General features: G+C 71.5%; 19 protein-coding genes and 1 tRNA gene. 7 read left to right on the forward strand and 13 right to left on the reverse strand.

What is annotated here, in order from left to right:
• The first annotated feature begins 56 nt into the window (after positions 1-56).
• From ACIP4X_RS09990 to ACIP4X_RS10005, 4 genes are all read left to right on the forward strand, one after another.
• On the forward strand, positions 57-944 hold the full coding sequence (locus ACIP4X_RS09990; RefSeq protein WP_401347663.1) for a bifunctional DNA primase/polymerase: 888 nt from the start codon (positions 57-59) through the stop codon (positions 942-944).
• 2 nt (positions 945-946) lie between these two features.
• On the forward strand, positions 947-2425 hold the full coding sequence (locus ACIP4X_RS09995; protein ID WP_401347666.1) for an ATP-binding protein: 1479 nt from the start codon (positions 947-949) through the stop codon (positions 2423-2425).
• Positions 2426-2897: 472 nt separating this feature from the next.
• Positions 2898-3083, forward strand: a complete 186-nt coding sequence (locus tag ACIP4X_RS10000; RefSeq protein WP_156698646.1) for an AlpA family transcriptional regulator — start codon at positions 2898-2900, stop codon at positions 3081-3083.
• Between the two features lie 65 nt (positions 3084-3148).
• The gene (locus tag ACIP4X_RS10005) at positions 3149-4528 is read left to right on the forward strand and encodes a tyrosine-type recombinase/integrase (RefSeq protein WP_401347669.1); all 1380 of its coding nucleotides are present in this window, start codon (positions 3149-3151) and stop codon (positions 4526-4528) included.
• A 174-nt stretch (positions 4529-4702) separates the two neighbouring features.
• Here the strand turns inward: ACIP4X_RS10005 and ACIP4X_RS10010 are convergent.
• Positions 4703-4784: transfer RNA gene (locus ACIP4X_RS10010), tRNA-Tyr, on the reverse strand.
• Positions 4785-5026: 242 nt separating this feature from the next.
• Here ACIP4X_RS10010 and ACIP4X_RS10015 point away from each other — a divergent pair.
• Positions 5027-5515 (forward strand): YajQ family cyclic di-GMP-binding protein, encoded by a 489-nt coding sequence (locus ACIP4X_RS10015; protein ID WP_100569714.1) that lies wholly within the window; start codon positions 5027-5029, stop codon positions 5513-5515.
• Between the two features lie 68 nt (positions 5516-5583).
• Here the strand turns inward: ACIP4X_RS10015 and ACIP4X_RS10020 are convergent, their stop codons facing one another.
• Entirely contained in the window at positions 5584-5850 is a 267-nt protein-coding gene (locus ACIP4X_RS10020) for a GlsB/YeaQ/YmgE family stress response membrane protein (protein WP_391455978.1), read from the reverse strand.
• Positions 5851-6099: 249 nt separating this feature from the next.
• Here ACIP4X_RS10020 and ACIP4X_RS10025 point away from each other — a divergent pair, with 249 nt between their 5' ends.
• The gene (locus ACIP4X_RS10025) at positions 6100-7356 is read left to right on the forward strand and encodes an amino acid permease (protein ID WP_391455977.1); all 1257 of its coding nucleotides are present in this window, start codon (positions 6100-6102) and stop codon (positions 7354-7356) included.
• A 183-nt stretch (positions 7357-7539) separates the two neighbouring features.
• Positions 7540-7941, forward strand: a complete 402-nt coding sequence (locus ACIP4X_RS10030) for a YccF domain-containing protein (protein WP_358736381.1) — start codon at positions 7540-7542, stop codon at positions 7939-7941.
• A gap of 9 nt (positions 7942-7950) precedes the next feature.
• Here the strand turns inward: ACIP4X_RS10030 and htpX are convergent, their stop codons facing one another.
• From htpX to ACIP4X_RS10085, 11 genes are all read right to left on the reverse strand, one after another.
• A complete protein-coding gene (gene htpX, locus ACIP4X_RS10035) occupies positions 7951-8814 on the reverse strand; it encodes a zinc metalloprotease HtpX (RefSeq protein ID WP_358736383.1) in 864 nt (287 codons plus the stop codon).
• A 297-nt stretch (positions 8815-9111) separates the two neighbouring features.
• Positions 9112-10635, reverse strand: coding sequence for a proton-conducting transporter membrane subunit (locus tag ACIP4X_RS10040; RefSeq protein WP_391455975.1), 1524 nt, complete (start codon positions 10633-10635; stop codon positions 9112-9114).
• On the reverse strand, positions 10632-12206 hold the full coding sequence (locus ACIP4X_RS10045; protein ID WP_391455973.1) for an NADH-quinone oxidoreductase subunit M: 1575 nt from the start codon (positions 12204-12206) through the stop codon (positions 10632-10634). The genes ACIP4X_RS10040 and ACIP4X_RS10045 overlap by 4 nt, the downstream gene beginning before the upstream one ends.
• Positions 12207-12212: 6 nt before the next feature.
• A complete protein-coding gene (locus ACIP4X_RS10050; protein ID WP_391455971.1) occupies positions 12213-14207 on the reverse strand; it encodes an NADH-quinone oxidoreductase subunit L in 1995 nt (664 codons plus the stop codon).
• Positions 14204-14599 (reverse strand): NADH-quinone oxidoreductase subunit NuoK, encoded by a 396-nt coding sequence (nuoK, locus tag ACIP4X_RS10055; RefSeq protein WP_358736391.1) that lies wholly within the window; start codon positions 14597-14599, stop codon positions 14204-14206. The genes ACIP4X_RS10050 and nuoK overlap by 4 nt, the downstream gene beginning before the upstream one ends.
• Positions 14599-15219 carry an NADH-quinone oxidoreductase subunit J gene (locus tag ACIP4X_RS10060; protein ID WP_391455968.1) on the reverse strand — a complete coding sequence of 207 codons (621 nt, stop codon included), beginning with the start codon at positions 15217-15219 and terminating at the stop codon, positions 14599-14601. Before ACIP4X_RS10060 ends, nuoK begins: the two co-directional genes overlap by 1 nt.
• Positions 15216-15767 carry an NADH-quinone oxidoreductase subunit I gene (locus ACIP4X_RS10065; RefSeq protein ID WP_358736395.1) on the reverse strand — a complete coding sequence of 184 codons (552 nt, stop codon included), beginning with the start codon at positions 15765-15767 and terminating at the stop codon, positions 15216-15218. Before ACIP4X_RS10065 ends, ACIP4X_RS10060 begins: the two co-directional genes overlap by 4 nt.
• A 2-nt stretch (positions 15768-15769) precedes the next feature.
• Positions 15770-16738: a complex I subunit 1 family protein gene (locus ACIP4X_RS10070; protein WP_358736396.1), complete on the reverse strand. Its 969-nt coding sequence runs from the start codon at positions 16736-16738 to the stop codon at positions 15770-15772.
• Positions 16735-18096, reverse strand: a complete 1362-nt coding sequence (locus ACIP4X_RS10075) for an NADH-quinone oxidoreductase subunit C (protein ID WP_391455965.1) — start codon at positions 18094-18096, stop codon at positions 16735-16737. Before ACIP4X_RS10075 ends, ACIP4X_RS10070 begins: the two co-directional genes overlap by 4 nt.
• Positions 18093-18710 (reverse strand): NADH-quinone oxidoreductase subunit NuoB, encoded by a 618-nt coding sequence (locus ACIP4X_RS10080; protein WP_391455963.1) that lies wholly within the window; start codon positions 18708-18710, stop codon positions 18093-18095. The genes ACIP4X_RS10075 and ACIP4X_RS10080 overlap by 4 nt, the downstream gene beginning before the upstream one ends.
• The gene (locus tag ACIP4X_RS10085) at positions 18701-19108 is read right to left on the reverse strand and encodes an NADH-quinone oxidoreductase subunit A (RefSeq protein ID WP_141359431.1); all 408 of its coding nucleotides are present in this window, start codon (positions 19106-19108) and stop codon (positions 18701-18703) included. Before ACIP4X_RS10085 ends, ACIP4X_RS10080 begins: the two co-directional genes overlap by 10 nt.
• Between the last annotated feature and the right edge of the window lie 94 nt (positions 19109-19202).

The following is a 19202-nucleotide window of genomic DNA, read 5'->3' on the forward strand; positions in this document are numbered from 1 at the left end:
GTCCGGGGCCGCCCTTGCCAGCCAGCACGCTCGTAACGAACTGGAGGACCCCCAGCATGACGCAACCCGCTGACACCCGGCGAGGGCGCACCCGCGAAGAAGGCATGAACGGGCACCTGCGCACCGCCCTGGGCCTCGCCGCGTCCGGCGTGCCGGTCCTGCCCCTGCGCAGGGGCAAGGTCCCGTTCGGCAACTGCCGCACCTGCGCGGGCAACGCGTGCGGCGGCCGGCCGAACATGAAGACCGCCGGACCCTGCCGCTGCCCCGGCATCTGCCATGCCTGGGCCGCCGCCACCACCGCCCCGGCCGTCATCGTCTCGTCTCCGTGGGTCGCGGCGTGGCGGCAGGCGGTGTGCGTCGGCTACCACCCCGGCGGCGCCGGCCTGACCGTGGTCGACCTGGACAACGCGGACGCCATCGCCTGGGCCCGCGGTGCCCTGCCCGCCACGCGGACCGTGCCGACGACGCGCGGACAGCACTGGATCTACCGAGGCACCATGGCGTCCCGCAACGCGGTGCGGCCCGGCGTCGACATCAAGTCGTCCATGGCCTACGCCCGCTACCTCGGGCCCGGCACCAGCGCCATGACCGCCCTGCCGGATGCCGTCCGCGCGCTGGCCGTCAAGGAACCCTCCCCGGCCCCGCCGGCGCCGCACGCGGTAGCCGCGCCCACGGGAGTCGGGGGCAGGGAGTGCCGCCATCGCACGCCCGCCTATCTGGACCGTGGCATCGCCATGGCGGAACAGCGCATCGCGGAGGCCCGTAGCGCGATTCACGCGACCGTGTACCGCACTTTCCTGGCCGTGCTGTCCACGCACGGCCGGTGCGGCTGCCTCACCGACACTCACGTCGGCCGGCTGTTCGCCGCCGCGCAGGCCAAGGGCGAGTCGCCGCGGCACTGCACCGACGCGTGGGCCAACGCCCTGACGGCGCTGGGGATGTGACCATGTCCGACGACGAGAAGACCCCGGCCCGCGAGGTCATCACCGACTACGCGCAGGCCCACTTCCGGTACTTCCGCACTGCCGACGGGACCGTGTACGCGCAGAGGAACGGCCACCCCGTGGCCCGGCCGATCCGCTCGCAGGGCACCACGGGCAGCCACCGGCAGGAACTCATGGTGGGTCTGTTCCGCGACGGGGTGGGCGTGTTCAACGGCACCGCCATGAAGGAGGCGCTGGACCTGATCGAAGCGTTGGCACTGACGGAGGACGTGCAGCCCGTGCACATCCGCGTCGCCCCCGGATTCGACGGGGCGACGTGGCTGGACCTGGGACGCAGCGACGGACAGTCAGTGCGCATCCACCCCACCGGATGGGACATCCGCACCCCGGACCCGCAGGAAGTCTGCTGGCGCCGTACCCAGCTCACCGGGGAACTGCCCCTGCCCGTCAAGGACACCAACGGAAAGGGCATCGATCTCCTGATGCGGCTGTGCAACTTCGCCACCGCGGAGACCGAGTGCCTGGCCATCGCGTGGCTCATCGGCTGCCTAGGGCCGGCAGTGCCCGTCCCGGCCCCGTTCCTCACGGGCCCGCAGGGTGCGGGCAAGTCCACCGGTGGGCGGATGCTCGTGCGGATCATCGAGGGCATGACCGGGGACCTGCGCCGGGCGCCGAAGGATGAGGAGAACCTGATCACGGCGGTAGCGGCCGGTTGGGTCACCGCCCTGGACAACCTCTCCCACATGACCCCGGAGCTGTCGGACGCGATGTGCTGCATCGTCACCGGGGCCGAGAACGTCAAGCGCGCTTTGTTCACCGACGGGGACGTCTTCCGCATCGGCTACCGCCGCCCCCTGCTCCTGACCGGCATCGACGTCGGCGTGATCCGTCCAGACCTCGCCGAACGGCTCCTGCCCCTGCGGCTGGAACGCCCCCGCGTTCGGCGCACCGAGGCGGAACTGTGGTCCGACTTCGCAGAGGTGCTGCCCGTCATCCTCGGCTCGCTCCTGGACCTCACCGTGCAGGTGCGAGCGGCTGAGGCGGACATCCCGACCGACTTGCGCATGGCCGACTTCGCGCACCTGTGCGCGCAACTCGACGCGGCCACCGGTCTCGGAGCGCTCGCCGCCTACCGGGCCAGCCTGGACGACCTCAACGACGACGTCATCGAGGGCGACCTGTTGGCACAGACCGTGCTCAAGCACGCCGCCGGCATCGACCCGGGCACCGAGCAGCGGATGACGTCCGCCGAATGGCTGCACTGCCTCACGGCCCTCTACACGGGCGAGGACTTCCGCCCCCTGCCCAAAGGGTGGCCGACCACCGGCAAGGTGCTCTCAGACCGGCTCAAGCGCCTTCAGCCCACCCTCGCCGCCCGGGGCGTCCTCATCGACTGGGGACGCACCAACACATCCCGCTACATCGAGATCGCGCGGCCGGCCGCCACGTCGCCCCCGTCCGAGCAGGAAGCGGCCTTCTGACCGCGCGGCACCACGACCGCCCCACAAGCAAGAGGAGCACCCGCCCACGCGTGCTCCTCTTGCTCTTCGGCGGCAGCGCCGCCCTGCGCTGGACGCGCCGCGAAGCGGCTCCTTCTTCACTCTCTGACCCGCGCACCACAACAGACACCACCCCCTCTTTGTCCGAAGTAGAGAGACGCTGCGTCACCTGCGTCACCCACACCCCGAAAACGCCCGGTGACCTGCCAGAAGACGGGTGACGCAGACAGCCGATCCCTGCGTCACCCCGCGTCACCCGCGTCACCCGATGACGAAGGACTGCGTCACCGGTGACACACCCCCACCGCGCTGCGTCACCCCGAAACAGCAGGTCAGAGCCGTGAATGACGCAGATGACGCAGGTGACGCAGAAATCCGCACCTCGGACAGACTCGGGCTCCCCCGCCGGAAAGTTCGCTGCCTTCCCCGCTGAACCTGAGAAGGAGTCTTCGCCTTGGCTGCCCCCAAGATGCTCAAGCTCCCGGAAGTACTGGAAGAGATCGAGATGAGCCGCGCCGCCTTCTATCGCATGCGCGCCCGCGGCAAGGCTCCCAAGCTCATCAAGCTCCCCAACGGACAGCTCCGCTGCCGCCGCAGCGACCTCGACGCCTGGTGGTCGTCGATGGAAGACGCCGCCTGACCGACCACCACCCGCACACACGAGACACGAGGGGCCCGCTTCCAGTGGGCCCCTCTGGAGTTTGCATGTCACTCACGTACGACGTTCGCCTCTACTCCATCGAAATCCGCAAAGACCGGCCGAAGCCGTACCGCCTCCGTTGGCTGGTCGGGGAGCGCAAGCACTCCAAGAGCTACACGCTCAAGGTGCAGGCGGAGGGGCGCCGCTCGGAACTCATGTCCGCCGTGCGACGTGGGGACCAGTTCGACGAAGAAACGGGCCTCCCGGTCTCCGAACTACGCGCCAAACAGGGCTCCATCACCTGGTACGAGCACAGCCGCGCCTACGTCGACCGCAAGTGGGCGCAGGCCCCTGCGAAGTCGCGGAAGAACTACGCCGACGCGCTGGCCACCATCACTCCCGCGCTCGTGAAGACAAGGGTGGGCATGCCAGATGCCGCGCTCATGCGGCGGGCGCTCTACGGGTGGGCGTACAACCGCAACCGCTGGAGCGAGACCCCGCCGGACGACGTAGCCCGCGCCCTCGCGTGGATTGCCAAGTACTCCATGCCAGTGTCCGCGTTGGAGGACTCCGCGACCGTACGCCTGGCCCTGGACGCCCTCTCGCTGCGGCTGGACGGGAAGACAGCGTCACCGCGCACCGCAAAGCGCAAGCGTGCGTGCCTGAGCGACGTTCTAGGACTCGCCGTGGAGGAGAAGTACTTCACCGTCCCGGTAAACCCGCACGCGGCCGTGAAGTGGACCGCACCGAAGTCGGTAGAGGCCGTGGACCCCGAGAGCGTCGCCAATCCGCGTCAGGTGCGCGCACTCCTGACGGGAGTCCGCGAGCAGGGGCCCCGTGGGCAGCATCTGGAGGCGTTCTTCGGCTGCCTGTACTACGCCGCCATGCGGCCGGCCGAAGCCGCAGGACTGCGCGCGAACCAGTGCCACCTCCCGGAAACGGGGTGGGGCATGCTCACCCTGCGACAGGGCATCGTCCGGGCCGGACGGAGCTGGACGAACGACGGAACGGCTCACGAGACGCGCCACCTCAAGGCCCGTGCCGAGAAGGATTCCCGACCGGTGCCCATCCCGCCGCATTTCGTCCGCATGCTGCGGCAGCACATCACAGAGCAGGGCACGGCACCTGACGGCCGGCTGTTCCGGACGAACCGTAACGGCTTGCTACAGGAGACCGGCTACGGGGAGGTATGGGCGAAGGCCCGCCGGGACGTGCTGAGCGAGGCAGAGACAGCCTCGCTGCTGGCCCGGCGCCCCTACGACCTTCGGCACGCCGGAGTGTCATTCTGGCTCAGCTCTGGCGTGGACGCGATGGAGTGCGCCCGCCGCGCCGGCCACAGCATCGCAGTGCTGCACAAGGTGTACGCCAAGGTGCTTGGCCAGACCCGCGAGCGTGCCAACAGCCGGATCGACGCGGCTCTCCGGGAGTGGAACGAGCCGGAGTGATCATGCTCTCGCCCGGGGGACACCTGGGGGACGCACACTGATCGACAGTGGGATACACGCGGCATGAGGTGAGACACGTCCGCATCCCGTCCACGACGAATCGAACGGGGATCACTAACAACAAACCCCCTCCGACCTGCCATGATGGCTGATCGGAGGGGGTCTTTCCCAGAGTGGCGGCGCCAGGATTCGAACCTGGGAAGGCTGAGCCGGCAGATTTACAGTCTGCTCCCTTTGGCCGCTCGGGCACACCGCCTTGGGATGCTGCCGTTCGAACCGCCTTTCGGCGGGCTCCCCGGCAACGACGTAAACAATACCCGATGCCGAGGGGTGCTCCGCCACCCCTTTGATCGGCGGCCGTGACCGTCCGGGATGGCTAGGCTGGTGCGGATGCGACCCGCGGCCCGGAGGCCGGGATCGGCGGTTCCCCCACGCCCGCCGGCACGCATCCGGCACGGCACGCACCCCGACACACCCCGATGCAAGGAGCCACAGGACATGGCCGACTCCAGTTTCGACATCGTCTCGAAGGTCGAGCGGCAGGAGGTCGACAACGCCCTCAACCAGACCGCCAAGGAGATCTCCCAGCGCTACGACTTCAAGGGCGTCGGCGCCTCGATCTCGTGGTCCGGTGAGAAGATCCTTCTGGAGGCGAACTCCGAGGACCGCGTCAAGGCAGTCCTCGACGTCTTCCAGTCCAAGCTGATCAAGCGCGGCATCTCCCTGAAGGCCCTGGACGCGGGCGAGCCGCAGCTGTCCGGCAAGGAGTACAAGCTCTTCGCGTCGATCCAGGAGGGCATCTCCCAGGACAACGCGAAGAAGGTCGCGAAGCTCATCCGCGACGAGGGCCCCAAGGGCGTGAAGGCCCAGGTCCAGGGTGAGGAGCTGCGCGTCAGCTCCAAGAGCCGCGACGACCTCCAGACCGTGATCGCGCTGCTGAAGGGCCAGGACTTCGACTTCGCGCTCCAGTTCGTGAACTACCGGTAGTACCGGTAGGCGAAGCGGAGGGCGGAGCGAAAGGGTGGGCACCCCCGCGGTGCCCACCCTTTTCCCGCTCAGTCGCGCGAGTTGCCGAAGAAGATGCGGTAGCCGATCAGCAGCACGAGCGAGCCGCCGATCGCGGCGGCCCAGGTGGCGCCGTCGTAGAGTTGCCGACTGATCGGGTGGTGCAGCCAGCGGGCGGAGATCCAGCCGCCGAGGAACGCCCCGGCGGCGCCGATGAGAGTCGTGACGATGAAGCCGCCCGGGTCGCGCCCCGGCAGCAGGAGCTTCGCGATGGCGCCGGCCAGGAGCCCCAGGATGATCCAGCTGATGATGCCCATGCTCTGAACCTGCCCTTCCACGCCGTGCCCGCGTTGTCCCGGTGCCTCGCGGTTCGGGTTCGGAACAGGCTGTGCTGCCGTGCCGGCAGGCCGCGCGTCGTGCTTGTCGTGCTTGTCACGTGTTGTGATCGTGCCTACCACACGCGTGTGCGTCCCGCGCCAGGAGCGCGTCGTGGAGGAGGACGCCCCGACGGCATCCCCCGGTTGCAGCTGTCGGCCGCGGTCGCACACGTCAGTAGGGTTCGGGCCATGACCCGGTCCGCTGCCCCGTCCTCATCCGAGCTGCGCCGCACCCTCGGGGTCGGCGACGCCGTGGTCGTCGGGCTCGGCTCGATGATCGGGGCCGGGATCTTCGCCGCCCTGGGGCCGGCGGCCCGCGCGGCGGGCCCCGGGCTGCTCGTCGGGCTCGCGGTCGCCGCCGTGGTGGCCTACTGCAACGCCGGCTCCTCGGCACGGCTGGCCGCCCGGTATCCGGCCTCCGGCGGCACGTACGTGTACGGGCGTGAACGGCTCGGCATGTTCTGGGGCCACCTGGCGGGCTGGGCGTTCGTCGTCGGCAAGACGGCCTCCTGTGCGGCGATGGCGCTCACCGTGGGCGCGTACGTCTGGCCGGGGCAGGCGCACGCGGTGGCCGTCGCGGCCGTGGTGGCGCTGACCGCGCTGAACTACGGCGGCGTGCAGAAGTCCGCCTGGCTGACGCGGGTGATCGTGGCGGTCGTGCTGGCGGTCCTCGCCGCCGTGGTCGCGGTGTGCCTGAGCTCCGGCACCTCCACCGCCGACCGGGCGGCCATCGGCGGCTCCGTCGGCGCCGGCGGCGTCCTTCAGGCGGCCGGGCTGCTGTTCTTCGCCTTCGCGGGGTACGCGCGGATCGCCACCCTCGGCGAGGAGGTACGGGATCCGGCGCGCACCATCCCGCGCGCGATCCCGCTCGCCCTCGGCATCGCGCTGGCCGTGTACGTGTGCGTGGCGGTGGCCGCGCTCTCGGTGCTGGGGCCGGACGGGCTGGGCCGCGCGGCGGCACCGCTGGCCGACGCGGTGCGGGCGGCCGGGGCTCCGGGGCTGGTCCCTGTGGTGCGCGTGGGAGCCGCCGTGGCCGCGCTGGGGTCACTGCTCGCCCTGGTCCTGGGCGTCTCGCGGACCACCCTGGCCATGGCCCGGGACCGGCATCTTCCCGGGGTACTGGCGGCCGTCCATCCCCGTTTCCAGGTGCCGCACCGGGCGGAGCTGGCCGTGGGTGCCGTGGTCGCTGCGCTGGCCGCGACGGTCGACCTCCGGGGCGCGATCGGCTTCTCCTCGTTCGGCGTCCTGGTGTACTACGCGATCGCCAACGCCTCCGCCTGGACCCTCGATCCCGCTCCCGCCCGGCGCGCGGTGCCGGCGCTGGGCCTCGTCGGATGCGTGACGCTGGCGTTCGCCCTGCCATGGCTCTCGGTGGCCGTCGGCAGCGGGGTGCTGCTGGCGGGCATGGCCTCGTACGGCGTACGACGGTGGTGGGCGGCGCGGTAGGGACGGCGTGCGGCGCGGTGGGGACGGCGTGCGGCGCCGGTGCGCCGCGGGATCGTCTCCGAACGTTCCCGATCGCGCTACAAGGAGCCGCGGCCGCCCCCAATCCCCCTTTCGGCGCCGATACTTGAGTCAGCGGGCAATGCCGGCGGGAACGACCCTGAACGACCTTGGAGGATGCCGATCATGAAGGTGATCAACCTGCTGCTCAACCTCGTGTGGCTGGTCTTCTGCGGCATCTGGATGGCGATCGGCTACCTGATCGCCGCGCTGATCTGCTTCGTCCTGATCATCACCATCCCGTTCGGCATCGCGTCGCTGCGCCTCGCGGGATTCGTCCTGTGGCCGTTCGGCCGCGACGCCGTGGAGCGTCCGGGGGCCGGGGCCGGGTCGTTCATCGGCAACGTGATCTGGCTGGTCTTCGCGGGCTGGTGGCTGGCGCTGGGGCACCTGATCACCAGCATCCCGCTGTTCCTGTCGATCATCGGCATCCCCTTCGGCTGGGCCAACCTGAAGCTCATCCCGGCCTCGCTCATGCCCCTGGGGCGTGAAGTGGTGCGGACCGGCGACGGGTTCGGCGGACGCTGAGCACGCGTCTCAGAGCCGGCGGCCGGCCATCTGCTCGAGGCGGGCGATGCGCTCCGCCATCGGCGGGTGCGTGGAGAACATCTTCGACAGTCCCTGACCGGGGCGGAACGGGTTCGCGATCATCATGTGACTCGCGGTCTCGATGCGCGGCTCGGGGGGCAGCGGAAGCTGCTGGGTGCCCGCCTCCAGCTTGCGCAGCGCGCCGGCGAGGGCGAGCGGGTCGCCGGTGAGCCGGGCGCCGGACGCGTCCGCCTCGTACTCCCTGGAACGGCTGATGGCCAGTTGGATGAGGGACGCGGCGAGCGGGCCCAGGATCAGGATCAGGAGCATGCCGATCAGGCCGGGTCCCTCGTCGTCGTCGGAGCGCCCGATCGGGATCAGCCAGGCGAAGTTGACCAGGAACATGATCACGGAGGCCAGCGCGCCGGCGACCGAGGAGATGAGGATGTCCCGGTTGTAGACGTGGCTGAGCTCGTGGCCGATGACGCCGCGCAGCTCGCGCTCGTCCAGGAGGCGCAGGATGCCTTCCGTGCAGCACACGGCGGCGTTGCGCGGGTTGCGGCCGGTCGCGAAGGCGTTGGGTGCCTCGGTCGGGGAGATGTACAGGCGGGGCATGGGCTGGCGGGCCTGGGTGGAGAGGTCGCGGACCATCCGGTAGAGGGCCGGGGCCTCGAACTCGCTCACCGGGCGGGCCCGCATGGCACGCAGCGCCAGCTTGTCGCTGTTCCAGTACGCGTACGCGTTGGTGCCGAGGGCGATGAGGACCGCGACGACCAGGCCGGTGCGGCCGAAGAAACTGCCGATGAGGATGATGAGTGCGGACAGTCCCCCGAGGAGGACTGCGGTCCTGAGCCCGTTGTGCCGGCGGTGCACGGTACGCCCTCCAAGTGGTGCGGCAGGGGAACCCTTCGCTTGCTGTGTTTCGACTCCACCGGTGCCGTGTGGTGTCACGTCCAGTGGACCCTTCCGAACTGGTCAACGCCAGGCGGCGGCCACGGGTTCCCTGGTGGGTGCGTCGGCACGCGGGCCGTCCGGGTGAGCGGGGCTCCGGGCGGCACGCGCGCGTGAGAGCCGGGTGCCCCACGCGCGCGTGGGCAGGCCGGGGCGGCTCCTGCGGGCATGTGGCGAGGCCAGGTGTCTCCTACGCGCGCTTGGTGAGGCCCCGGATGCTCAGAACAGGCCGGTGCCGGCGAAGCGGAGCACCAGCTGCGGGGCGCCGGAGAGGGCGACGCCGAGGACGCCCGTCAGGGCGAGGGCGGCGGTGAGAGGGGCCGGGACGCGGTGCCGGACGGGTTCACCCTCGGGGGCGCGGAACAGCAGGGCCGTCCACTGGAGGTAGTAGAACAGCGCGATGACGACGTTGACGGCCATGACGACGGCGAGCCAGCCCAGTCCGGCGTCGACGGCCGCGGAGAACACGGTGACCTTGGCGAACAGCCCGATGACGCCCGGCGGAAGGCCGGCCAGGCAGAGCAGGAAGAACGCCAGCAGCAGGGCGGTCAGCGGGTTGGTGGCGTACAGGCCGCGGTAGTCGCTGACGCGGTTGCGTTCCCGCGTACGGCCCACGAGCGCGGCCACGGCGAAGGCGCCGATGTTCACGGCGGCGTACATGAGCGCGTAGGCGACCGTGGAGCCGATCGACTTCTGCGGATTCCTGGAGTAGCCGGCGGCGGCGATCGGCACCAGGAGGTAGCCGGCCTGGCCGACGGAGGACCAGGCGAGCAGCCGTACCGCGCTGTACGCGCGCGTGGCCTGCTGGCGCAGGGCGCCGACGTTGCCGACGGTCATGGTGAGCGCGGCGAGCACGGCCATCGCGGGACCCCAGGCGCCGGAGTACGACGGGAAGGCGACGACGGTGACGAGGATCAGTCCGGTGAAGCCGACGGCCTTGCCGACGACCGACAGGTAGGCGGCGATCGGCAGGGGGGCTCCCACGTAGGTGTCGGGCACCCAGAAGTGGAAGGGGACGGCGGCGGTCTTGAAGGCGAAGCCGACGAGGGTGAGGACGACGCCGGTCTGGGCGAGCGTGTGGAACTGTCCGTCGACGTGCTGGATGCGTTCGGCGATCTCGGTGAGGTAGAGGGTGCCGGTGGTGGCGTAGACGAAGCTGACGCCGAGCAGGCTGACGGCGGTGGCGGTCACCGAGGACAGGAAGAACTTCAGGGCCGCGTCGGAGGACCTGCGGTCGCCGCTGCGGAGGCCGACGAGGGCGAAGGCGGGCAGGGAGGCGACCTCCAGGGCGACGATCAGGGTCGCCAGGTCGCGGGCTGCGGGCAGGAGCGCGGCACCGGCGGCGGAGGCCAGCAGCAGGAACCAGAACTCCCCCTCGGGCAGTGTCCTGCGCGCGTCCTTCAGCGCGGTGACCGACAGCAGCGCGGTCAGGAGGGCGCCGCCGAGCACGAGGAACTGGATGACGAGGGTGAAGTGGTCGGCGGTGTAGCTGCACGCGCCGGGCCGGCCGGTCTGGCAGAACGTGGCGTGGTCGCCGTCGAGGAGTGGCAGGAGGAGCAGCGCGGCGGCGGCGAGTCCCGCGACGGAGAGCCGGCCGAGGAGCGGCTTGCGCGCTTCCGGCAGGAAGAGGTCGGCGACGAGGACCACGAGGGCGATCACCGCGGTGAGGGTGGGCGGCGCGACGGCGAGCCAGTCGACGGACTGGACCACCGACGGGGCCGCGGTCTGGGCCAGGGCGCTCATCGGGTGCCTCCTGCGAGGAGCTGCTGCACGGCCGGGTCGGTGAGCCCGAGCAGGGCCTTCGGCCAGAGTCCGGCGAGGACGGTGAGGACGACGAGCGGGGTCCAGGCCGCGAACTCGTAGCCCCGGACGTCGGCGAGCCGCGGTGCCTGCCGCGGTACGTCGCCCATGCAGACGCGGCGGACCACGACGAGCATGTACGCGGCGGTGAGCAGGGTGCCGAGGGCGCCGATCGCCATGAAGGTGAGGAAGGCGGGCCGGCTGAGATCGGCGGCGGGCCGGAACGAGCCGAACAGGGCGAGCATCTCGCCCCAGAACCCGGCGAGGCCCGGCAGTCCGAGCGAGGCGACGGCGCCGAAGGCGAGGAGCGCGCCGAGGCGCGGGGCCTTTCCGTACAGCGCGGCACCCGACGTGTCGGCCAGGGCGTCGAGGTCGGTGGTGCCGGTGCGGTCCTTGAGCGCGCCGACGAGGAAGAACAGCAGGCCGGTGATGAGGCCGTGGGCGATGTTGGCGAACAGGGCGCCGTTCACGCCGGTGGGGGTCATGGTGGCGATGCCGAGCAGGACGAAGCCCATGTGGCCGACGGAGGAGTAGGCGATGAGCCGCTTGAGGTCGCCCTTCGCGCCCTGCCGGACGAGGGCGAGGCAGGCCAGGGATCCGTAGATGATCCCGACGACGCCGAGGGCGGCGAGGTAGGGCGCGAGGGTGCGGAAGCCGTCGGGTGCGATGGGCAGCAGGATGCGGACGAAGCCGTACGTGCCCATCTTCAGCAGGACGCCTGCGAGCAGCACCGAGCCGACGGTCGGGGCGGCGGTGTGGGCGTCCGGCAGCCAGCTGTGCAGCGGCCACATCGGCGTCTTGACCGCGAGGCCGAGACCGATCGCCAGAACGGCGATGACCTGCACGGACGCGGTCAGTGACCGGCCGTTGTCAGTGGCGAGTGCCACCATGTCGAAGGTGCCGGTCTTGAGCCCGACGAGGAGCAGGCCCAGCAGCATGACGACCGAGCCGAGCAGGGTGTAGAGGATGAACCGCCAGGCGGCGGCCTGACGGCCCTCGCCGCCCCAGCGGGCGATGAGGAAGTACATCGGGATGAGGACCATCTCGAAGGCGAGGAAGAACAGCAGCAGATCGAGGACGGCGAAGGTCGCGAGGGTGCCGGACTCGAGCAGGAGCAGCAGCGCGACGAACGCCTTCGGGGTGGGGCCCGTGGGCGGCTTGAAGTAGGAGTACAGCGCGCAGAGGAAGGTCAGCAGCGCGGTCAGTACGACGAGGGGGAGGGAAATGCCGTCGACGCCGAGGTGGATGCGCACATGGAGCGCGGGGATCCAGCTGATGTCGGTCGTGGCCTGCATCTTCGACGGGTGGGCGTGGTCGAAGCCGACGGCGAGGACGATCGCGGCGGCGAGGATCGCGCCGGTGACGGTCACACCGTGCCGGAGCACGGCCTGCTCGGGTGACTTCCCCTTCAGTCCGGGCGGCGCGGGCAGGAGGGCGGCGAGCGCTCCGAGGAGCGGGCCGGCGACGAGGAACGCCAGAAGGAACTGCATCACGGACTCGTTGATATCGATCACGCCTGCTCACGCTCCCGTGGCCAGAAGGACGGCGGCGACCGCCAGGACGACGGTGCCGGCGAGCAGCGCGCTCACATAGGTCTGCACATTGCCGGTCTGGGCGCGCCGTACGGCGGCCCCGAGCAGGCGGGGTACGGCTCCGGCGCCGCGGACGTAGGTCTCGACGACCTCCCGGTCGAGGAACCGGACGAGGCTCGCTCCGGCCAGCACCGGGCGGACGAAGAGTGCCGAGTACACGGCGTCGAGGTGGAAGCCGGCGGCCGCGTGCCGGTGCAGCGGCCCGAGCAGCAGCCGTCCGGGGTCGGCGGGGTCGGGCGCGTGGGCGATGTCCCCGTACGCGGGCGTGTGGGTGGCGATGGCCTCGGCCTCGACGAGTCCTGCGTCGCCCTCGGGGTGGGCGGCGACGGCGCCGAGGGGGGTCCGGGCGGCGAGCGCGGTGGTGTGCTGCCAGGCGCCGTAGATGACGATGCCGCCGACCAGGGCCACGCCGGTGCCGAGGACGGAGGTGACGAGCGTGGGGGTCAGGTCCCGGCCGTCGAACCATCCGGGCAGGAGCCGGAAGGCGAGGCCGCCGAAGGCGAGGGACGGGAGGGCGAGCACCCAGAGCACGGCGTTCATGGCGAGGGGCTGCCTGCCGTGGTCGGGGGCCTCGGCGCCCCGGCCGCGGAAGGCCAGCAGCCACAGGCGCATGGCGTAGGCGCCGGTGAGCAGCGCGGTGAGGAGACCGGCCACGAGGACGGTCCAGCCCGCCGCCGCGGGGGCCTGGCCGGTGTGGCCGGTGGCCGCGTGTTCGGCGGCGCCGAGGACGGACTCCTTGGAGAAGAAGCCGCTGAAGGGAGGGATCGCGGCGAGGGCGAGGAGCGCCACGGTCATCGTCCAGTAGGCGTCCGGGACGCGGGCGCGCAGGTTGCTCATGCGGGACATGGCGGCCAGCGAGTTGGTGCCGGCGGCGTGGATGATCACGCCGGCCGCGAGGAACAGCAGCGCCTTGAAGGCGCCGTGCGACAGGAGGTGGAAGACGGCCGCGCCGCGGTCGCCGACGGCGAGTGCGCCGGTCATGTAGCCGAGCTGGCCGATCGTCGAGTAGGCGAGGACGCGTTTGATGTCGTCCTGGGCGAGCGCGGCGAGCGCCGAGCCGGCCATCGTCACGGCGGCCATGACGGCGAGGACGACCATCGCGGCCGAGGAGGCCTGGAAGACGGGGAGGAGCCGGGCGACGAAGTAGACACCGGCGGCGACCATCGTCGCGGCGTGGATGAGCGCGGAGACGGGCGTCGGGCCCGCCATGGCGTCGGGGAGCCAGGTGTGCAGCGGGAACTGCGCCGACTTGCCCGCCACGCCGGCGAGGAGCAGCAGGGCGATCAGGGTCGGGTGGTGCAGTCCGCCGCTCGCGACGGCGCCGAGGACCTTGGTGATCCGGAAGGACCCCGCGTCGGTGCCGAGCGCGAACAGGCCGATGAGGAAGGGCACGTCGCCGAGCTTGGTGACCAGGAAGGCCTTGATGGAGGCGGCGCGGGCCTCAGGAGTCTCCCAGTAGTGGCCGACCAGGAAGTAGGAGCAGATGCCCATGACCTCCCAGCCGACCAGCAGCACGATCAGGTCGCCGGAGTAGACGACGAGCAGCATCGCGGAGGTGAAAAGGGAGACGAGCGCGGCGTACGAGGGGTAGCGCGGGTCGTCGCGCAGGTAGCCCGTGGAGTAGATCTGCACGCAGGTGGCGACGACGGCGACCAGCACGGCGGGGAGCGCGGCGAAGCCGTCGATGTGCAGGGCGAGTTCGATGGGCACCGAGCCGGTCGGGGTGAGCTCGGTGGCGGCGTCGACGGCCCGGCCGCCGCCCTGGTCCGCCGCGACCAGCACGGCCAGGACCAGGGCGGCCAGGGTCGGCAGGACGGCGAGCGGGCGGACGAAGCCGGGCGCGGTGCGGCCGAGCAGCAGGCCGGCCACGGCACCCAGGAACGGAAGGAGCGGAACGAGGACGGCGAGGGTGGTCGTGGTCACGCGGTGGCCTCAGCCTTCTCAGCGGCCTCCGCGGTCGCGGCGGCGCCGTGGGGGCCGTCGTCGGAGTCGTCGGGGCCCTCGGCGGAGTCGCGGAGCCGGTCGATGTCCGAGGTGCCGCGGTTGCGGTGGACGGCGAGGACGATCGCCAGGCCGATGCCGATCTCGGCGGCGGCGATGGCGATGGTGAACAGGGTCAGGGCCTGCCCGGAGTGCAGGGTCTCGATCGCGGCTCTGCTGAGCCAGACGTCGAAGGCGACCAGGTTGAGGTTGACGGCGTTGAGCATGAGCTCGACGGACATCAGGACCAGGATCGCGTTGCGGCGGGCGAGGACGCCGTACAGGCCGGTGCAGAACAGAAGGGCGGAGAGCACGGCGGGATAGGCGAGGTGCATCAGCGGACACCTTCCTTCGCGCCCGGGTCGCCGTCGGTTCCCGGAGCCGGGGCGCCGGCGGCCCGGTCGGCGGCGGCATCGGCCGCCTTCGCCTTGCGGGACAGGACGATCGCGCCGACCAGCGCGGCCAGGAGCAGGACGGAGAGGGCCTCGAAGGGCAGGACCCAGTTCTGGAACAGGCTCTCGCCGGTGACCTTCGTCGATCCTGAGGCGGCGCCGTCCAGGTCGATCCAGGTGGTGCGGAAGGCGTCGACGACCACCCAGACCAGGGCGGCCGCGGCGGCGACGGCCACGGTCAGGGCGGCCCAGCGGTTGCCGGAGTCGGCGTCCGGGGAGCGGCCGATGGGCGCCTTGGTGAGCATCAGGCCGAACAGGAGGAGGACGACGACGGAACCCACGTAGATGAGGACCTGCACCCAGGCGATGAACTCGGCGGTGAGCAGCAGGTACTCCACGGCGAGGCCGCCGAGGGTCACCACCAGCCACAGGGCGGCGTGCACGAGCTGCCGGGTTGTGACGGTGACGAGGGCGGCGCCGAAGGTGAGGAGGCCGACGAGGAGGAAGGCGATCTCTACGCCGGTCGGGGAGAGGAAGCCGTGGCTTGCGGCGGCGATGCTCACGCGTCCCCCTCCCGCGGTTCGGCCTGCGCGGCCGCCAGCTTCTCGGCGGTCTTGCGGGCGGCGGCGATCTCCTTGGGCTCCTCGGCGCCGGGGTCGAGGGCGGGTGGCGCGGGCACGGTCCACATCCACTCGCGCAGCTTGTCGCGCTCGTGAGTGAGGTCGCGGATGTCGGTCTCGGCGTACTCGAACTCCGGGGACCAGAACAGGGCGTCGAAGGGACAGACCTCGATGCAGATGCCGCAGTACATGCACAGGGAGAAGTCGATGGCGAACCGGTCGAGGACGTTGCGGCTGCGATCGCGGCCGCCGGGGGTCGCCGCCGGGACCGTCTCCTTGTGGGAGTCGATGTAGATGCACCAGTCCGGGCACTCGCGGGCGCACAGCATGCAGACGGTGCAGTTCTCCTCGAACAGGCCGATGACGCCGCGGGTGCGCGGCGGGAGATCGGGCTGGACGTCGGGGTACTGCTCGGTGACGGTCTTCTTCGTCATCGTGCGGAGGGTGACGGCCAGGCCCTTGGCCAGGCCGCTGCCGGGGATGGGGGCCATGGCTACTGGATCACCACCTTGACGATGCCGGTGAGGGCGATCTGGGCGAGGGAAAGGGGGACGAGGAGGGTCCAGGAGAACTTCTGGAGCTGGTCCTCGCGCAGCCGCGGGTAGGTGACGCGGAGCCAGATGACCACGAAGGCGAGGACCGCCGTCTTCAGCAGGGTCCAGACCCAGCCGAGGCCGGCGGCGCCCCAGGGGCCGTGCCAGCCGCCCAGGAAGAGGACGGTGGTCAGGCCGCACAGGACGACGATGCCGGCGTACTCGGCGAGCAGGAACAGGGCGAAGCGCAGACCGGTGTACTCGGTGTACGCGCCGAAGATGATCTCCGAGTCGGCGACGGGCATGTCGAACGGCGGGCGTTGCAGTTCGGCGAGGCCCGCGACGAAGAAGACGATCGCGCCGACGATCTGCCAGGGCAGCCACCACCAGTGGAAGGCGTGGACGATGCCGGGCAGGGACACCGTGCCCGCCGCCATCGCCACGGAGGCGGCGGCGAGCAGCATCGGCAGTTCGTAGGCGAGGAGCTGGGCGGCGGTGCGCAGGCCGCCGAGGAGGGAGAACTTGTTGGCGGAGGCCCAGCCGGCCATGAGCGAGCCGAGGACGCCGATGGCCATGACCGCGAGCACGAAGAAGATGCCCGCGTCGACGACCTGGCCGACGGCGCCCTCGCCGGGGCCGATCGGGATGGCGAGCAACACGAGAAGGTAGGGCAGCAGGGCCACGGCGGGGGCGAGCTGGAAGACACGACGGTCGGCACCGGCCGGGACCACGTCCTCTTTCTGTGCGAACTTCACGCCGTCCGCGACGAGTTGGGCCCAGCCGTGGAAGCCGCCTGCGTACATGGGGCCGAGGCGGCCCTGCATGTGCGCCATCACCTTGTGCTCGGTCTGCCCCACGATCAGGGGGAAGGTCAGGAACACCGCGAAGACGATGACCAGTCGCAGGGCGACGTCGACGACATCGTTCACCGCGGGCCTCCTTCCGGTTCGTCGGGCGTGGTGGGGGGTTCGGTGGCGTCGGCTCCGTCGTTCTCGGGCCTCGGCTCGGGTTCGTCGAACGCCGGACGGGCGTGATGCCAGGGAGCGTCCGAACCACCCGGCGCGGCGGACGGCTTCGGGCGCGCCGCCTGCCCGCGCTGGGACGCCGAGCCCTCGCTCGCGCTCCGCGCCCGCCGAGCCCCGAGGCGCGGCGGCGCGCCCTTGGCGTCGGCCGGAACCTCCGCCGGACCCTCGGGCGCGGCCGCGGACTCCCCCGCAGCGCCTTCCGCGCGCTCCGGCGTCTCACTCCGCGGGCGTGCCGCCGCGTCCTCGGGCGCCGGGCGGCTGTCGTCGCCCTCCCCTGCGCTCCCAACGGGCGGCACGGCCTTCGACGGCGTCGCCTGCGGCGTGGTCTCGGCGCGCTCGGGCGCCGGACGGCTGTCGTCGTCCTCCCCTGCGCTCCCAGCGAGCGGCACGGCCTTCGACGGCGTCGCCTGCGGCGTGGTCTCGGCGCGCTCGGGTGCCGTCGCGGCTTCCGCCGCCTCGGCGGACTCGGGTGCGGCCGTTGGTGCCGTCGCCGTCTCGTCGTGGCGAGCCGTCTGGCTCGCCGAGCCCTCGCCGGCACTGCGCATGCGACGGGGCCTCGCGGCGGGTGGCGCCGTCTCCGTCTGACCGGTGGAGCCCTCCGCCGCCGTGCGGGTGCGGCGGGCCGGGCGGTCGCCCACGGGCCGGGCCGCACCCCGCGCCGGACGGGACGGGGCCGGCGGGAGCTCGCCCTTCTGGGGGCCCCACTCGTTGGGGTCGGGCACGCCCGGCGGGAGCATCTGGCGGCGCTTGGGGCCGCCGTGGGCGGCACCCGCCGCAGGCTCCCCGGGTTCCTTGGCGCCCGGCCAGGCCTTGGCGACACGGGCCGCGAGGACGAAGTCCTTGCGGAGCGGGTGGCCCTCGAAGGTCTCCGGCAGAAGGAGGTGGTCCAGGCCGGGATGGTCCCGGAAGGAGACGCCGAACATCTCGTGCGTCTCGCGTTCGTGCCAGGCCGCGCCCGCGTAGACGTCCACCGCGGTGGGCAGGACGGGCGCCTCGTGCGGAACCGTCGTGCGCACCAGCAGGCGCCGGACCGGGGCGAGGGCGACGACGTGGGCGGAGACACGGAAGCCCGTGCCCGGCTCGTCGACGGCGCTCAGCCAGTCGAAGTACGTGCAGCCCAACTCGTCGCGGGCGGTCAGCAGCGCGGAGATCCACGTGTCCGGCGGCACGTCCACCGTAAGAACGTCGTAGGACTCCTCCGCGGTGGCGTCGGTCCCGAAGAGTTCCCCGACGGGCGCGGGCAGCCAGCCGGTCCCACTCATCGCGGGTCCCCCTCGCCGGCGGTCGCGGGGGCCGGCGGCCGTACGAGCCCGCTCTGCAGGGCGGCCGCCGAAGGACGGTCCGCACCGGTCGCGTACCGCTCCCCCAGCGACTCGCGCGCGATCTTCTCCTGGAGTTTCAGGATCCCCTGGAGCAGTGCCTCGGGGCGCGGCGGGCAGCCGGGGACGTAGACGTCCACCGGGATGATCTGGTCGACGCCCTTGGTGACGGAGTACGAGTCCCAGTAGGGGCCGCCGCAGTTGGAGCAGGCGCCGAAGGAGATGACGTACTTGGGCTCCGGCATCTGCTCGTACAGCCGCTTGACCGCCGGGGCCATCTTGTCGGTGACCGTGCCGGACACCACCATCAGGTCGGCCTGGCGGGGCCCGGGCGCGAACGGGATCACGCCGAGGCGGATGAAGTCGTGCCGGGCCATCGACGCGGCGATGAACTCGATCGCGCAGCAGGCGAGGCCGAAGTTGAAGACCCAGAGCGAGTAGCGCCGGCCCCAGTTCAGGACGACCTTCATCGGCTCCGGGGCGAGCCGGGCGAGCGCGCCCAGCCGCTTCGGCTCCGGCAGCGGCACCGGTTCGGGGGTGTGGCGGGTCACGTCCATGCCAGGACGCCCTTCTTGTATGCGTACAGCAGGCCCACGGCCAGGAAGCCGAGGAAGATGAACATCTCCACGAGCGTCGTCGCGCCGTAGCCGGGAGCGGCGAAGACCGTCGCCCAGGGGAAAAGGAAGATCGAGTCGACGGCGAAGATCACGTACAGGAACGCGTAGACGTAGTAGCGGACCTGGGTGTGTGCCCAGCCCTCGCCGACGGGGTCGACACCGCACTCGTACGTCAGCAGTTTCTCCGGGGTGGGGACCACCGGGCGCAGCAGGCGTCCCGCACCGAAGGCGACGGCGACGAACAGCACGCCGACGAGGGCGAGCAGTCCGACGACCGAGTAGGACTGGAAGTAGTCCGCCGCGACGACGGCGGTCGACCCCCGCAACGTCTCCCGCACCGTCCGTTCCCTCACTCCCTGGCCCTGCCGGACCCGTTTCCCCGACCCCGTGCTGTTCGGCTGTTCGACGATCTGTACGCACGGGAGTCTAGGC

It is taken from the genome of Streptomyces sp. NPDC088817 (assembly GCF_044750345.1).
Taxonomy (GTDB): domain Bacteria; phylum Actinomycetota; class Actinomycetes; order Streptomycetales; family Streptomycetaceae; genus Streptomyces.

Coding starts and splice junctions, on each gene's coding strand:
- ACIP4X_RS10015 (WP_100569714.1), top strand. CDS start 5,027: ATGGCCGACTCCAGTTTCGACATCGTCTCGAAGGTCGAGCGGCAGGAG.
- ACIP4X_RS09995 (WP_401347666.1), top strand. CDS start 947: ATGTCCGACGACGAGAAGACCCCGGCCCGCGAGGTCATCACCGACTAC.
- ACIP4X_RS10025 (WP_391455977.1), top strand. CDS start 6,100: ATGACCCGGTCCGCTGCCCCGTCCTCATCCGAGCTGCGCCGCACCCTC.
- ACIP4X_RS10080 (WP_391455963.1), bottom strand. CDS start 18,710: ATGGACGTGACCCGCCACACCCCCGAACCGGTGCCGCTGCCGGAGCCG.
- nuoK (WP_358736391.1), bottom strand. CDS start 14,599: ATGCACCTCGCCTATCCCGCCGTGCTCTCCGCCCTTCTGTTCTGCACC.
- ACIP4X_RS10030 (WP_358736381.1), top strand. CDS start 7,540: ATGAAGGTGATCAACCTGCTGCTCAACCTCGTGTGGCTGGTCTTCTGC.
- ACIP4X_RS10065 (WP_358736395.1), bottom strand. CDS start 15,767: ATGGCCCCCATCCCCGGCAGCGGCCTGGCCAAGGGCCTGGCCGTCACC.
- ACIP4X_RS09990 (WP_401347663.1), top strand. CDS start 57: ATGACGCAACCCGCTGACACCCGGCGAGGGCGCACCCGCGAAGAAGGC.
- ACIP4X_RS10005 (WP_401347669.1), top strand. CDS start 3,149: ATGTCACTCACGTACGACGTTCGCCTCTACTCCATCGAAATCCGCAAA.
- ACIP4X_RS10040 (WP_391455975.1), bottom strand. CDS start 10,635: ATGAGCGCCCTGGCCCAGACCGCGGCCCCGTCGGTGGTCCAGTCCGTC.
- ACIP4X_RS10075 (WP_391455965.1), bottom strand. CDS start 18,096: ATGAGTGGGACCGGCTGGCTGCCCGCGCCCGTCGGGGAACTCTTCGGG.
- ACIP4X_RS10020 (WP_391455978.1), bottom strand. CDS start 5,850: ATGGGCATCATCAGCTGGATCATCCTGGGGCTCCTGGCCGGCGCCATC.